Source organism: Sphingomonas aquatilis (assembly GCF_014196115.1).
Lineage (GTDB): Bacteria > Pseudomonadota > Alphaproteobacteria > Sphingomonadales > Sphingomonadaceae > Sphingomonas > Sphingomonas aquatilis.
The window spans coordinates 21,521-35,045 of sequence record NZ_JACIDB010000010.1 but is presented as its reverse complement, the minus strand read 5'-3'; the positions used below and the strand labels follow the sequence as shown (position 1 = coordinate 35,045).

The window sequence follows — 13,525 nt, the reverse complement described above, 5'->3', positions numbered from 1 at the left end:
ATCAGTGACAACGAATTTGGATGATGGTGGTGGCGACGCTTGAGGTGGATGCTGTCAGGGCTTTCCTCGCGGTGGCGGATCACGCGAGTTTCACCCGCGCGGCCGAGGCGCTGGGGACGACCCAGGGTGCCGTCAGCGTCAAGCTGAAGCGTCTGGAGGATCGGATCGGGCTGCGTCTGATCGAGCGCACGCCGCGCCAGGTCAGGCTGTCCGCGCAGGGCGAGATCTTCATCCAGTCCGCGCGCGAGTTCCTCGCCGCGCACGAGCGGGCGGTTGCCGGACTGACCGCGCCGCGTCGCCGCTTCCGGCTCGGCATCGCGGGCCATGTGATGGGGCCGGAAATGCCGAGCCTGCTGGCGCGCCTGAAATCGCAGGACCCGGCGCTCACGATCGAGGTGTTGCTCGACAATTCGCGCGTGCTGCTTGACGGTTTCGAGGGTGGCACGCTCGACGCCGTCATCATCCGCAGTGACGACGATCGACGCGACGGTGAAATCCTCGGGCCGGAGCATTTTGGATGGTTCGCCTCGCCGACCTTCGAGCATCATCCCGGCGAACCGCTCCAACTCGCAGCGACCTCGCCCTGCTGCGCGGTCCGCGACGTGGCCGTTCGCTCGCTCGACCGCGCCTCGATCGCGTGGGAGGAAGTCTTCATCGGCGGGACGACAGCCATCGCTGCGGCACTGTCTGCCGGTCTTGCGGTCGCCGCCTTCCCACGCCGTCTGGCGCCTGCGGACACGCTCGATATCGGCGACGCGCTCGGGCTCCCGCCGCTTCCATCGCTGTCGATCGTGCTCCATTCCTCGCTTTCCGATCCGCGGACGAAGGACACGTTGCGCGCCATCACCGCGGCCTTCCGGGAGCATCGCGCGCCGAGCAGCAGACCTGTCGCGCTTCGAGCCTAATACGCTCATTCGGCAACCGGCGCGATCTCTTGCTCGCGTGCGAGCGCTGCAGAAACGGACGGCCGCTCCGCAACCCGCCGCATGTAGCCGGGTAGCGAAGGCCACCGGTCGAGGCCGATCGAGAAGAATCGCATCCAGCCCAGGACCGTGAAGAGATAGACGTCCGCGACCGTGAACCGCTTGCCCATCAAATAGTCGGCATCGGCGAGCCGGGCTTCGACGATATCGAGACGGCGGAACAGCTTCGCCTTGACGGTCTCCTGCACGGCAGTCGGCAGGCTCTTGTCGAACAGCGGACTTGATCCGGCGTGAATCTCCGCGGTGATGAAGTTGAGCCATTCCTGGAGACGAACCCGCTCCAGACTGCCGTTCTCCGGTGCGAGTCCATATTTCGGACGGAGGTCGGCCAGATACTGAAGGATCGCAGGACCTTCGGTGAGCACCTGGGCATCGTCGAGCATGAGCGCCGCGACATAGCCTTTCGGGTTGATCGTGAGGGAAAGCGGCTTTTCGGAGCACACGCTCCGCTGAGAGTATGCCCGGCGACCAGCAAGCGCATCCGCCCAAGGTTGATCTAGCCGTACCGTGAGGCTTTCATGCTGCCGACGATTTTAGCCTCACGAGGGGCCATCCAACGCGGTCTGCGCACCAAACCGGCCAGGCCGGTTTCCACCATCCACGGGCGTCGGAGACCCCCTGCCCTCGCCCTTAACCAACGGCAGCTTACCGAGCCGGCTCGCCCAGAAGCGAACAGGCTGCTTTCCACCAGTTTTGCCTCAACCCCGACCGTCTGCCTTGCTGCGAGATCAGATTTTGAAACGATGCTCGCGATGCCAGCGCACGAACTGCGGGTGGGGTCGATCGGCTTCGCGGGGAGGCACGAGGATGCGACCGCTCGGATTCACTACGGAGCGGATGCTGTCTTGGTCGTTTGCCTGACGAGATACGATGATGCGCAAATCGTCATCCAGGCCGATCAGACCGCGGTCGAACATCCAGTGCGCGGTGCCCGAAAGCGCGATGCCGTTGCTGACGATGTCCGGGCCGTTTGCCTCGACCGGACGGATATGAGCTGCTTCCACCTCCGCTCGGCCACCGCCATTGATGAGCTTCAGGCCGGTCACGGCGCAGCGCTCGTCGTAGGCGCGCAGCACGATCCGTCGGAAGACACGATCCCGGACCACGCGTGAGACCAGGCTAGAGACCCGCTCGCGCGCTTCGTCGAACGCGAAAGGCATGCGCTCTTCACGCACGCTTTTTGCGTCAGATGCGATGTCGGTGCGCGGCAGCAACGCATCGCCTTCGGCAAGACCGGCTTCGACGATGCGGTTGAAGTCGCTTGCCGACAGCCCGCGGACGGCTGCTTGTGCTCGACCGGAGATGCGGCCCTGGTCGTTGAGCACGCCGCGCTCGATCGGGCCATTCGCGTCAGCGAACGGGACCGATGTCGCAAAATCGAGATAGCTGCCGGGTTCGATCAGCGCGAGATACATGCCTGGCGTGGAGGGATCGGGGATAATGCGTTCGACCTTAGCGGCCGCATGATAGCCCTTCGTTCCGATGACCTTGCGTGGCTCGTAATAGACGATCCAGTCACCGATGCAGGCGCGCGCACGGTCGAGATATTGCTTCGGAAACTGGTACTTCTCGGCCGGTGTGTCGTCATAGATCGAATCAGATCGGTGGATGAAGACGCCGAATGCCATGCCATTCGATAAGGCCGGCCTGTGCCGAACGGAACGGGATTTTCAGCATGCGACGCGGCGTAACCTCACAGGCACACTGCTATGAGGTGCCCCTGTAGCGCCCCGCAGGGCTACGTGCCGCCATCGTAACCTTCACGCTCTCTGCCTCGCCTCCCCGGCCAAAGGGATGCTCGGCGGCCGAATTGCTCCCTCGACTCGGTGTGCGGATCGCCTTGGGCAGCCAGCAGGCACACCCCCAGAAATTGAGGCTCTATGAACTTTGCTGACGATGTGCTGACAATGGCCTGTTCTGACCCATTGTAAGCAGCCTCTTTCGAGGCCTTCTTCCGCCAACCGGCGATAATATCAGGAGAAAATGGTGCTGCCGGTGAGGATTGAACTCACGACCTCAGCCTTACCAAGAATGTTTTTATAGATATCCATAGATGCCCATAGGTATCCAGCGGGGATGTAACTGGCTGATCGCGCTCGATTATAAGTGCCCATAGGTATTCACAGGTGGCCACACATTACTTTTCGGTGATGCCCCGGTGATGCCCGGTTCGCCTCCATTCCGGAGGTCTCGGGGAATGGCGCGATGGGTTCCGACGGTGCGGTGTTCAGGCTGACGAAGACTGCGGTGGAGAAGGTTCCCCGTCCGGCGCCCGGCGGACGATCGGTCGCCTGGGACGTCGAGGTCAAGGGCTTCGGCGTGCGCGTGGCAGCGTCCGGCACGCGCACGTACGTCCTGCGCTACCGCATGGGGGGACGCGCCACCCCGCTGCGGACCTTCACCATCGGTCAGCACGGCTCGCCGTGGACGGTGGATCAGGCGCGCCGCCGGGCGCTCGAGCTCCTCGCGCAGGTGCGTTCCGGCGTCGATCCCGCCGCCGAACGCGCCGCCGAGCGGGGCGCGGTCGCCCGCGACGAGACAGGGCGGGCCGAGCGGATGTTCGCCGCCGTGGCCGACAGATGGTTCGACCAGCACGTGCGCGGCGGCGGCCTGCGCAGTCTGAAGGACGTCGAGGGCGTGGTCGAGCGCGATCTCAAGCCCGCCTTCGCGGGCATGACCGTCGACGAGATCGACAAGGCCGCCGTCGCGAGGCTGGTCGAGACCGTCGGCGGGCGCAGCCACGACGCCGCCAACAAGGCCTTCAAGTGGCTCCGGCAGATGACGAACTGGATGGTGGCGATGGGCGTGATCGCCGTCACGCCGCTCGCCGGGATGAGGATGCCCTACAAGGAGGGCAGGCGGACGCGCGCGCTTTCGCTGTTGGAGCTCGTGATCGTCTGGGAGGCGGTGGCGACGCTGCCGGCGCCGTTTCGCGATCTCTACCGCCTGCTGATCCTCCTCGGTCAACGCCTGCGCGAGGTCGCCAACGCGCCCTGGTCGGAGTTCGACATGACGTCGGGCGACTGGCTCATCCCCGGTGCCCGTACCAAGAACGGCAGGGATCACGTCGTGCCCCTCCCGGATCAGGCCCTGGCGATCGTCGCCCGCATCAGGCCCGACGCCAAGGCGCGTACCGGTCCGATCCTTACGACCGACGGCAAGGTCGGCATCTCCGGATTCAGCAAGCTGAAGACGCGCGTCGACGAACTGGTCGATGCGCTGGTCGCGGGCACGGGCACGACTTCCGGAGGCGTCGGGCTTCAAGTCGGGGAATGGGTGGTCCACGATCTGAGGCGGTCGCTGACCACGAACTGCCAGGCGCTCGGCATCCAGCTCCCGGTCACCGAAGCCATACTGAACCACGTCTCCGGTTCGAAGGCGGGCGTCGCGGGCGTCTACCACCTCTACGACTTCTACGACGAGAAGGCCGACGCGCTGCAGCGGTGGGCGGACCTCATCGACGCCGCGGTCGCCCGCTGGCGCGATGGGGACGTGGCCGGCGTTCTCGCCCTCGATCCCGCGCGGCGCACCCGGCGGACGCGCACCCGGGAGAACCGGCCGTCTAGTGTACTCTAGGATACAACGCTTGACGGATTGTGTCCTGTTGGATACTAGGTGATCAATCTTGGCATTTCGGCGGGTGTTGCATGACGTTGCAGAGTGGCGCGGGACCGGTCCCGCAGGACAGGTTCAGCACGCCCGAGGCGGCCGACTACATCGGCTGCAGCCCGGGCTATCTGGTCAAGCTTCGCGGCACCGGCGCCGGTCCGCGCTACGAACGCTTCGGCACCCGCAAGGGCATCATCTATCTGCGTTCGGACATCGACGCCTGGCGCGCCGCCCGCAGCTTCGGCTCCACTTCGGAGTACCCGGAGAGCTTCCGTTGACCGCCACCGCCGCTCCGGGCGCATGGCCTGGTCTGACGTACGGAGCGACGGAGCGCCTTCTCGCCGACCTCAACGACACGTCGGTCGAAGGCGTGCGGACGCGGTTCCGGAAGCTGCGACTCCGGCCGTTCCCCGACGAGATACGCACCGGCACCGGCAACCGCGTCGTCTACGATCTGAGGCGACTGCTGGCGCTTTGCGCCGTCTTCGAACTGAACCGGCTGTTCGTGCCCCAGGGGCATTGCGTCCAGCTCGTCGAGGCGCACTGGGTCGAATGGTGCCGCGCGTCGCTCGTGGCGGCGCACCGCCTGGGGCTTGCACCCGCTGCGACGTCCGCCCCCGATGATGCCGTCTCGGTGCTGCGGCTGTGCGTCAACGCCTTCGGAGCCGATGAGCAGGCTCCGCAGGTCGTGTTCACGGCGGCAGAACCGCCCAACGCCGACGATCCCGCCGCGCCTGCTCTGCTCGTCGACGCCGAGCGGATGGTCGCGGCTATCGGCGCGGCCTCGCGGGATCGGTCCGCCGCGTCGTCCGCCTTCGGCGATCTGGACGCCTACTTCGGATGGGGAAGACCGGAGCTGCCTCACCGCGCCGTGGTCTCGGAGATGCCCGGCCGCCGTGGCTTTCTCGAGGACGGTCCCTATTTTGAGCGCGCCGGCATGCTGCTGCGCGCGGCGGCGCCCCGATCGACCTTCGAGCGCGATCGTCTGCAGGGAGTCGTCGACTACCTCGAGCGCCCCGCACCCGTCGACGCCTGGAAGAGCGAGGTCGGGAGCGACGAGGATCGACCACGATTGAAGCACCTGCTCAATATCCACGCCCAACGACTGGGGCTCGTCGTTCGGGAACGCTACCCGGAGACTCTGGCCATCGCAGATCGCGAGAACGTCGGCGAGATCGCGTTGCGCTACATCGCCGATGCCCGGGAACGTCTGATCCGGTGAAATCCATTCGTCGGCGCCGGGCTTGAGCGTGGTCTGGCGGTAGCTGCCGCCTTCGAGGCGCTGCATGCCGAAACATCGCCGTGGCGTCACGTGCGTTCGAGGTGGCGGCGCACGAGGATGTCGGCCTCCTTGGTCAACGCGACCCTCCGCACCCGTGCATCCCGGACGTCAATCCTGCTGGTGACGAGCCCGGCGTCCTCGAGTTGTCGAAGCCATCTGAGACACGTGGAGATCGGAAGCTCGACCTCGTAGCTGACCGCCGTCACGGCCGGTTCGACGTTCGCGATCCGGGATATGAACAGGGCCAGCAGAAGGCTCCATGCGGGTCCCATGAGGAACCTTGAATGCGCGCCGGTATCGCGTGCCCGCGCCCTGCGTTCCCTGGCCAGCGACTCCGCCTTCTCGATCAGCTCGGCATCGTGCCGGTCGATACATTTTCCGGCGATTTCTTGCTGTAGGGCGTTCGGAGGACGTGATGATCGCGCGGTGTCGTGACCGGACGCGGCGGCAGCTTGCGCGCTCATGGTCATTCCAGAGCTCCCTCGCGGCGGAGACTGACGAAGGATCCCCTGCCGACGATGACGTGATCCAGGAAGGAGATGTCGAGGTCGTGGCAGAGCCGAGCCAGAAGGCGTGTGCACTCCAGGTCGCGTGCGCTCGGACTGGGATCGCCGCTTGGGTGATTGTGCGCGACGATGATGGCCGTCGCACCGATTTCGAGCGCCCTGCCGATAATCTCGCGCGGCAGGAACGGCGCGGCGTCGATGGTGCCCTTTGCGGTCGTGTCCTGCGCCAGCAGCTCATGCCTGGCGTTCAGGTAAAGGCTGCGGAACGTCTCGTTCGTCTCCGAACGCAGATCGAAGGTCAGGTAGTCCATCAGGGCGGACGAGGATGCTATCACGGGTCGTTGGAGAACTTCGTCCAACAGGGCCAGTGACGCTATTTCGCGACAGCACCCGATCATCTCCGCCACCTTCGGGTCGGCTCCGACCCGGCGAAGACGCGCCGACGAACCGGCGAGAACCGAGGACAGGGAGCCGAATTCGCGGAGGAGCAACGCCGCGGTCTGATGTCCGACGGCCCTGGCTCCCGAGGTCAGCTCGACAAGTCTCTGGAGCGCTCGGAGCGACGTCGTGATCTCGCATGGCCGATGAGGCCCCAGGCCAGCAGAACGAGCGTCGGGTAGCTCGATGCCTCCTCCATGACCTGATAGCCCAGGCGGAACATGTTCGGGGTCACGAGCCGCGCGAGATGAGCGGTCGCCGAGACCAGTTGCAGGGCGGCGGTGCACAGGACCCAACCTTTGCCGGAGCGAACCGCCACCCACGCGAGGCCTCCGAATAGTCCGAAGTCGATCAGCAGGAGCGCATGTTCGGTGTACATGAAGCGCTGGTCGACCGACGGACGCAGCAGGACGGTGAGCACGGCTGCCGTCCAGAACATCGCCACGACGGGCAGCTGCGGTTGCGTCACGGAGATCGGCCTGATCGTCGGCCGGTCCCGAAGGACCAGGGCGGCCGCCGAGAGCGTGACGAGGATCAGCCAGAAGCTCGTGATGTAGAGGTTCATGGTGCGCATGCATCAGGAACCCCCTTCGGGCGTCAAGCGGGAACGCCGACGGCTTCGCTGGCGATCGCGCCACCCGGTTCGTTGGGGACGCATCCTCCGGGACCATAGCCTGGGACGTCGAAGACGCTGATGAGGCCGGTCATCGCGTCGTGTGCCCGCGCGATCTTCGCCTGCGATCTGAGCTGCAGGTCGAGGCTCTCCGCGACGAGCGACATCGCCTCGATGGTGCGCTCGTCTATGAAGACCCGGGCATCCGTCCGTTCGCCCTGCATCGCCATGAGGCAGCATAGCGTATCGGTGATGCCGCGGTTGGTGGACCGCTCGACGGCTATCACCGCCTTGCGGGTCGTCTCTACGTGATCTGCGGTGACGCGGCGCATTCGTTGATCTCCAGCACGGCGTCGGGGCCGGGCTACCTTGGGTGAGGCCGTTCGAGGCTGTTGGCGATGCGCATCGCGGCCGAGTCGTAGATCGCCGGAGCGGCGATCGCGACGAGAGCCATGAGCACGGCGATCGCCAGGATGAGCGCAAGGCGTCGCAGGGGCGCGTCGCCGTCGTCAGCCTGCCTACCGCGAGCATCGGGCCGGTCGTCGTCGAAGACGAACGCGGTCCGCACCTCGCGAACGTCGGTAGGGTGCGGCGCTTTTGGGTTGGAGGCGGCCTCCGCCGCCATCCACATCGGATGTCTAGATAGCCGATGATCGGTGGCGATGGACCCCGCGGACGGATCTTCGGGCTGGCTCGGAGGCTGCCGAGGCGGCTGCTCGCGGCTGTGTTGAGACGATCCGTCGGGGTCGGTCGGCGGGAACGATGTGGGCGCGTGCGGAAGGGTGGCGACGGCCGTCTGACCGCGACCGGCGGGCGGAACCGGGCCATCGTCGGTCCGCCTGAGCTCGTAGTCTCGGACCATGTCCGCGGCAGCGAGGCGGGAGACGCCGCCGAGCTTTCGCCTGGCGCTGAAGATGTGGGTGTTGACGGTGGACGCGCTTATGCCGAGCTCGTGGGCGATCTGCTCCGTCTTGCGGTCATGACGTGCGAGGCGGAGGCAGTTCCTCTCCATTCGCGTCAACGACTCGTACGACTGGCCATCCATGACGGGTCTATGCCAGCACCGCGGGCCTACGGCACGCGACTATGGGGACCGTCGCATCCAGTACCGACGAAGCGACGTTCGACGCTGCGGCGTCTAGTTCCGCCTGGTCGTGCGCGTCGGCGGTCTCCTCGACTGCGCTCCATCCTGTTCGACAAGGGCGTTCAGCTCCCGCAGCTGCCTCTGGATGGAGCGCGTCAGCGATCTGATCCTGGAGGCGCGTGGTCCCAGCGTCGCGGGCGGGGTCGGCACGTCGTCGAGCCAGCCCCGCATCGCCTCTTCCATCCTGGGCGTCAGAACAACCAGGCGACCGACGACCTTGCTGTAGTGCGGCTGCGTGATGCCCAGCCGTTCGGCGACCGTCTTCTGACTGATCGCGAGCGCGAGCCTCCTGGTTTCGACCTGGTCCAGCAGGTCGCTCATTGCACTCTCGAATCATGCATTGTAGCATGCATATATGCATTCACATCGAGCGGCAAATCAGCAGATCCTCGCTCTTCGGGACGGACAGCTGACCACCTTGGATCTGCCGTCGCCTTCGGCGCAGTTGGGGATGTTCGGCCTCTCGTGGGGCGATGCCGACGAGCCGCTGACGCCGGCCTACTGGGCGGCGCAGACCTGGATGTGGCAGATCGACGCGCCGCATCACTACAAGCTGGGCCGCAGCCTGGCGGAGGAGCTGCTTGCATGCATGCTCGGGGGCTACGGCATACCTGCCGAGGTGGGTCTGGCGGCCTACCAGCGCCTTCGTGAGCATCACCTTTCCGGTCGCGAGCTGACCGACCAGCGGCAGGTGGAGGAGCTCCTGGCGGAACCGTTGGAAGTCGGCGGGCGTCGGGTGCGTTACCGCTTCGCCCGTCAGAAGGCCCTGTACGTGACCGGTGCGTTCCGCGAACTCGGAGCCATCGACGAGGGCCTGGACGACATTCCGCTTCGCGACAGGCTGATGGCGATCAGGGGCATCGGGCCCAAGACGGCGTCCTGGGTGGTCCGCAACCTGCGGGCGAGCGACGGGGTGGCCATATTGGACATCCATATCCTGCGTGCCGGCCGGCATCTCGGCATCTTCGAGGAAGGCAGGACGGTGGAGCGGCACTACGCCGAGCTGGAGGCCGCCTATCTCGCCTTCGCCTCGGCGATAGGGACGCGAGCCTCCATCCTCGACTCCGTCATGTGGATGACGATGCGTCAGCTGGGTGAGCGACGACCGGCTTCGCTCAAGGACGGCCCCGGCCGAGGATCGAAGACCACCGTTCCGGGGGCGCAGGGGCAGCTGGCGTTCTGACAGGTCACGGGACGGCCCGTCCCGATGGGCGACGACCTTGGAACGGCGGTCGAAGTCTGCATGCCCGCCCGCACCCTTGATGAACCGGGACGATGCTGCCAGTTCGGCTGCGTCTCCGCTTGTCAGGGCCGAAACGTTCGCCGCACCTTCGTCTCTCTTATCTGGGAGATTGCCGGGAATGTCGGGAAGCGGTTCGGATCGAAGCAGCTATGAGCCCTCCGCGTCGGTGGGGCCTGCCAAGCAGAGCGGCGGTGGGGGCGGCGGTGGCGGTGGCGGTGGCGGTGAGGTGGATCCCTGCGCGATCGTGCAGGATGCGCCGCTCAACTCGCCCAGACCGGCGGTGATCGCAGGGCTTGCGCTCGGCAACGTGCTCGACGTCGTCGCCACGGGAGCGCCGCCGCGCCGCGTGCTCGAGGTTCATGCGCCAGGGGCCGGGGTGGCCGGTACGCTGACCCATGTCGGCCACCTCCAGATCCTCCGCTGCATCGATCTCGGGAACGTCTATCAGGCGGAGGTCATCAGCAAGGCGGGCGGGAACGTGGTCGTACGGATCGAGCGCGTATGATCAGCGTGGTCGGCGGCGTCTATCGCGAAAGGTGCGTGGAGCCTCATTGGGACGACGTGTACGGCTCCGCGGGAAGGGCGGCTGCCGCCATGAGTGGTGCCGTGGACGGGGTGGCGCTCCATACGTACCAGGCCGACGGCATGGCCGAGGGGCTGGAGAATCTCGCCGCGGTCTACGGCCTCGATGTCCGCGGACCGGTGATCGACGGCCCCGGCATCGCCTTCGACTACATGCACTCGCTCGCCGAACCCGCCATCGCCCCCCGTCCCGATGCGATCGTGCGACGGGAGCCGATCGTCGTCCGGGACGACGTGGTGCTGCGGTTCGGCATGTTGGAGGGCACAGCCGAGGTTCACGCGAGGCGTGCGATCTATGATCCGCAGTCCGCCTTCGATCCGCGCGGCTTCAGGGAGAACGGGTCCACCGCCGACGAATTGGCCCTCATCCTGAACCGGCTCGAAGCGCTGCAGCTTACAGGTGAGCGGGATCCGGATCGCGCGATAGAAGCGCTGATGTCGCGGGAGGACGCCGACGTCGTCGTGCTCAAGATGGGCGGAAAGGGCGCGTTGGTTGCCGATGCGGAGGGCCGCGTCCTGATCCCCGCCTATCGCAGCGAAACTGTCTGGAAGATCGGTTCGGGCGACGTGTTCTCGGCGAACTTCGCGCTGCACTGGGGGGTGAACGGCGCCTCGCCCGCCCGAGCCGCCGATCTCGCGTCGCGTGCGGTCAGCCGCTACTCGGCGAGCAGGGCGCTGCCGTCGCCGTCCGCGGCCGAACTCGACGCGGACGAGGCCGCGCCCGTCACGCCCGGGAGCGGCCGTGTCTACATCGCCGCGCCCTTCTTCAATCTCGCGGAGCTCTGGATGCTCGGCGAGGTGCGCAGACGTCTTCTGGAGATGGGCGTCGAGGTCTTCTCGCCGCTGCATGACGTCGGCAGGGGGCCGGGTCATCTGGTCGCCAAGCTCGATCTGGAGGGTCTCGACCGGTGTGACGTGGTACTCGCGATCCTCAACGGCGGAGACGCCGGCACGATCTTCGAGATCGGCTACGCCGTCGCCCGCGGGCTGCCCGTCGTCGCACTGGCGCAGAACGTCCGGCCCGAGGATCTCAAGATGCCGGAAGGAACGGGCTGTCGGATCGTCGAGGACCTGGTGACGGCGATCTACCATGCGGTCTGGGCCCTTCCATGAAGGCCATCCTGCTGTCCGGAGGAATGGACTCGATCGCGTTGGCGTACTGGTTGCGCCCGGCGTTCGCGTTCACGATGGATTACGGGCAGGCCGCCGCCGCGGCCGAGATAGACGCCTCCGTGCAGATCGCCCACGACCTGGGCATCGATCACGAGGTGATCCGGGTGGACTGTTCCTCCCTCGGGTCCGGCGACATGGCCGGATCCACGGCGCTCGACGTGGCGCCCGCCTCGGAATGGTGGCCGTTCCGCAATCAGCTGCTGGTCACGCTCGCCGGAATGAGGGCCGTCGCGATGGGCGTGACGGAGATCATGGTGGGATCGGTTCTTTCCGACGGCGTCCACGCGGATGGGCGGCCGGCGTTCTACGGGACGCTCGACCTGTTGATGAGGGAGCAGGAGGGTGGATTGCGGGTGACGGCCCCGGCGATCGGAATGAGCACGGTTGATCTGATCCGGCAATCGGGCATTCCGCGCGATCTGCTGGCTTGGGCTCACTCCTGCCATACCGGACCCTTGGCCTGTGGCTCCTGCCGGGGCTGCGTCAAGCATCTCGAGACGACGTTGGCGCTCGGTGGCGTCGGCTACTGAGCGGGAGCCGTCCCCTCGGGCCGACGCCGCCGGGTTGCCGCGGTGGTTGCCGAAGTGGTCTTCATCGTCGGATCTGCCACGACCGATCCGTACTCCCGAAGCGGACTTCCTCGCCACCTTGACCGCGCGCAGGTCCGGGATCGGCGGCGATCTGGAAGCAGTCGATCTCGCCACCGTGCTGCGTCTGTCGACGATGCTCCGCTCGCGCCGACAGGATGGTCGATTCGGCGCGTGGGAAAGCCGCACGGCGCCCTCGGCAGGCGGCATCCACGGCGTGTCGCTCGTCGCCCTGCCGCTGGGGTCGGGACCTCTCGGGCTCTACGACGATGCGAAGCACCGGCTGCTCCATCCAGAGGATGACGCGGCGGTTCGGGAGAGGAACTGCGCGAGCGTCGCGATGCTGTGCGGCGCGACCGCCGGAACCACGGTACAGCTTGTAGCCGACGCGTCTCGCTACGCGGCATGCTACGACGACCACGACAGCCTCATGTGGCGGGACGCGGGCGCTCTTCTGGCGGTGCTTTCGCTCGTGAGCACGAGCCTTGGCCTGAGATCCGTGATCCTGGGGCGCGAGGGAGGGCGCGTGGTCGAGGTGCTCGACGTGCCGAGATGGACGGCGGTCGGCGCGATCCATCTCGGTTCGTGACGAGGGCATCGGTCTCGCGATCGCGTCGGCGGACGTCGATCTAGCGATCGAGGGATGCGGTCAGGCGATCCGGCGGACGCCGACCGGCTGCGACATCCCCTCGACCAGCATGCGGTCGCCGTCGACCAGCACCTCCGGGCGGAACGAGTAGCTGTACTCGTAGAGATACTCCGCCTGCCGCCAGACGCTGCCGTCCGTCAGTCTGACGACGGTGTCCCCGGACCAGCCGGTCCATTCGCCGTCGACGTTCGCCTCGCGGGCACCCGTGACGCGTTCGACGCGTACCGGACGGCTCATGCCCTCGACCAGCATCGCACCGCCCGTGATCGCGACCCGGGGCCGATAGGCGTACCTGTACTCGTAGCGGTATTCGACCTGTCGCCAGATCGTGCCGTCGGTGAGCTTGACGATCGTGTCGCCATCCCAACCATTCCACTCGTCCTCGACCCGAAGCGTCATCGTCTCTCCTTTCCCTGGGCGTTAGGCGGCCCGGCGGAACTCGATCGCGGCGCAGGGTGGCCGCGTCCTCAGGAAGACGACCTGCGTCTCTGAGAGCGTCATCGCGACGTCCGCCGCGATGGTGGTTTCGACGTCGTCGACGACGAGCATGACCGCACGGTCCGTCGCCACGCCCGCGCGGGCGAGCAGCGAGGCGGGCGTGACGATGACGGGATCGACCCCGATCAGCATCCCGTCCACGTCGACGATGTGCCTGAACTCCCGATGCACTCCCATGTCGCCAGCTCCGTCGTTTCCAGTTGCGGGTCCACCATGGC

At 66.6% G+C, this 13,525-nt stretch carries 19 protein-coding genes; 9 read left to right on the top strand and 10 right to left on the bottom strand.

Annotated elements, in window-relative coordinates; genetic code table 11:
- Window positions 1-20 precede the first annotated feature (20 nt).
- Window positions 21-905: a LysR family transcriptional regulator gene (locus GGR47_RS16210; protein WP_147036022.1), complete on the top strand. Its 885-nt coding sequence runs from the start codon at window positions 21-23 to the stop codon at window positions 903-905.
- A 5-nt stretch (window positions 906-910) separates the two neighbouring features.
- Here the strand turns inward: GGR47_RS16210 and GGR47_RS16205 are convergent, their stop codons facing one another.
- Window positions 911-1,366 (bottom strand): glutathione binding-like protein, encoded by a 456-nt coding sequence (locus GGR47_RS16205; protein WP_147036021.1) that lies wholly within the window; start codon window positions 1,364-1,366, stop codon window positions 911-913.
- A gap of 345 nt (window positions 1,367-1,711) precedes the next feature.
- Window positions 1,712-2,611: an HNH endonuclease gene (locus GGR47_RS16200; protein WP_147036020.1), complete on the bottom strand. Its 900-nt coding sequence runs from the start codon at window positions 2,609-2,611 to the stop codon at window positions 1,712-1,714.
- A gap of 577 nt (window positions 2,612-3,188) precedes the next feature.
- Here GGR47_RS16200 and GGR47_RS16195 point away from each other — a divergent pair.
- From GGR47_RS16195 to GGR47_RS16185, 3 genes are all read left to right on the top strand, one after another.
- The gene (locus GGR47_RS16195; protein ID WP_147036019.1) at window positions 3,189-4,559 is read left to right on the top strand and encodes a tyrosine-type recombinase/integrase; all 1,371 of its coding nucleotides are present in this window, start codon (window positions 3,189-3,191) and stop codon (window positions 4,557-4,559) included.
- Window positions 4,560-4,630: 71 nt separating this feature from the next.
- Window positions 4,631-4,870, top strand: a complete 240-nt coding sequence (locus GGR47_RS16190; protein ID WP_147036018.1) for a helix-turn-helix transcriptional regulator — start codon at window positions 4,631-4,633, stop codon at window positions 4,868-4,870.
- Window positions 4,867-5,814 (top strand): hypothetical protein, encoded by a 948-nt coding sequence (locus GGR47_RS16185; RefSeq protein ID WP_147036017.1) that lies wholly within the window; start codon window positions 4,867-4,869, stop codon window positions 5,812-5,814. Before GGR47_RS16190 ends, GGR47_RS16185 begins: the two co-directional genes overlap by 4 nt.
- Before the next feature lie 86 nt (window positions 5,815-5,900).
- On the opposite strand, the gene GGR47_RS16180 is transcribed toward GGR47_RS16185, so the two are convergent.
- The 6 genes from GGR47_RS16180 to GGR47_RS16155 all read right to left on the bottom strand — a co-directional run bounded on the left by GGR47_RS16180 (window position 5,901) and on the right by GGR47_RS16155 (window position 8,896).
- Window positions 5,901-6,344, bottom strand: a complete 444-nt coding sequence (locus tag GGR47_RS16180) for a helix-turn-helix domain-containing protein (RefSeq protein ID WP_147036016.1) — start codon at window positions 6,342-6,344, stop codon at window positions 5,901-5,903.
- Window positions 6,341-6,871, bottom strand: coding sequence for a JAB domain-containing protein (locus GGR47_RS16175; RefSeq protein ID WP_167509732.1), 531 nt, complete (start codon window positions 6,869-6,871; stop codon window positions 6,341-6,343). The genes GGR47_RS16180 and GGR47_RS16175 overlap by 4 nt, the downstream gene beginning before the upstream one ends.
- A 38-nt stretch (window positions 6,872-6,909) precedes the next feature.
- Window positions 6,910-7,383: a hypothetical protein gene (locus tag GGR47_RS16170; RefSeq protein WP_167509731.1), complete on the bottom strand. Its 474-nt coding sequence runs from the start codon at window positions 7,381-7,383 to the stop codon at window positions 6,910-6,912.
- A 32-nt stretch (window positions 7,384-7,415) separates the two neighbouring features.
- A complete protein-coding gene (locus tag GGR47_RS16165) occupies window positions 7,416-7,763 on the bottom strand; it encodes a hypothetical protein (RefSeq protein ID WP_147036014.1) in 348 nt (115 codons plus the stop codon).
- A 32-nt stretch (window positions 7,764-7,795) separates the two neighbouring features.
- The gene (locus tag GGR47_RS16160) at window positions 7,796-8,476 is read right to left on the bottom strand and encodes a helix-turn-helix domain-containing protein (RefSeq protein ID WP_147036013.1); all 681 of its coding nucleotides are present in this window, start codon (window positions 8,474-8,476) and stop codon (window positions 7,796-7,798) included.
- 93 nt (window positions 8,477-8,569) lie between these two features.
- Window positions 8,570-8,896 (bottom strand): helix-turn-helix domain-containing protein, encoded by a 327-nt coding sequence (locus GGR47_RS16155; protein WP_147036012.1) that lies wholly within the window; start codon window positions 8,894-8,896, stop codon window positions 8,570-8,572.
- 97 nt (window positions 8,897-8,993) lie between these two features.
- Here GGR47_RS16155 and GGR47_RS16150 point away from each other — a divergent pair, with 97 nt between their 5' ends.
- From GGR47_RS16150 to GGR47_RS16130, 5 genes are all read left to right on the top strand, one after another.
- Window positions 8,994-9,758 carry an 8-oxoguanine DNA glycosylase gene (locus tag GGR47_RS16150; protein ID WP_147036011.1) on the top strand — a complete coding sequence of 255 codons (765 nt, stop codon included), beginning with the start codon at window positions 8,994-8,996 and terminating at the stop codon, window positions 9,756-9,758.
- 178 nt (window positions 9,759-9,936) lie between these two features.
- Window positions 9,937-10,323 (top strand): hypothetical protein, encoded by a 387-nt coding sequence (locus GGR47_RS16145; RefSeq protein ID WP_147036010.1) that lies wholly within the window; start codon window positions 9,937-9,939, stop codon window positions 10,321-10,323.
- Window positions 10,320-11,513: a PfkB family carbohydrate kinase gene (locus GGR47_RS16140; protein WP_147036009.1), complete on the top strand. Its 1,194-nt coding sequence runs from the start codon at window positions 10,320-10,322 to the stop codon at window positions 11,511-11,513. The genes GGR47_RS16145 and GGR47_RS16140 overlap by 4 nt, the downstream gene beginning before the upstream one ends.
- Window positions 11,510-12,103 carry a 7-cyano-7-deazaguanine synthase gene (locus tag GGR47_RS16135; protein ID WP_147036008.1) on the top strand — a complete coding sequence of 198 codons (594 nt, stop codon included), beginning with the start codon at window positions 11,510-11,512 and terminating at the stop codon, window positions 12,101-12,103. The genes GGR47_RS16140 and GGR47_RS16135 overlap by 4 nt, the downstream gene beginning before the upstream one ends.
- A 46-nt stretch (window positions 12,104-12,149) precedes the next feature.
- A complete protein-coding gene (locus GGR47_RS16130) occupies window positions 12,150-12,749 on the top strand; it encodes a nitroreductase family protein (RefSeq protein WP_183949591.1) in 600 nt (199 codons plus the stop codon).
- 60 nt (window positions 12,750-12,809) lie between these two features.
- Here the strand turns inward: GGR47_RS16130 and GGR47_RS16125 are convergent, their stop codons facing one another.
- Window positions 12,810-13,208, bottom strand: a complete 399-nt coding sequence (locus GGR47_RS16125; RefSeq protein ID WP_147036006.1) for a hypothetical protein — start codon at window positions 13,206-13,208, stop codon at window positions 12,810-12,812.
- Between the two features lie 21 nt (window positions 13,209-13,229).
- Window positions 13,230-13,484 (bottom strand): hypothetical protein, encoded by a 255-nt coding sequence (locus GGR47_RS16120; RefSeq protein WP_147036005.1) that lies wholly within the window; start codon window positions 13,482-13,484, stop codon window positions 13,230-13,232.
- Window positions 13,485-13,525: the final 41 nt, after the last annotated feature.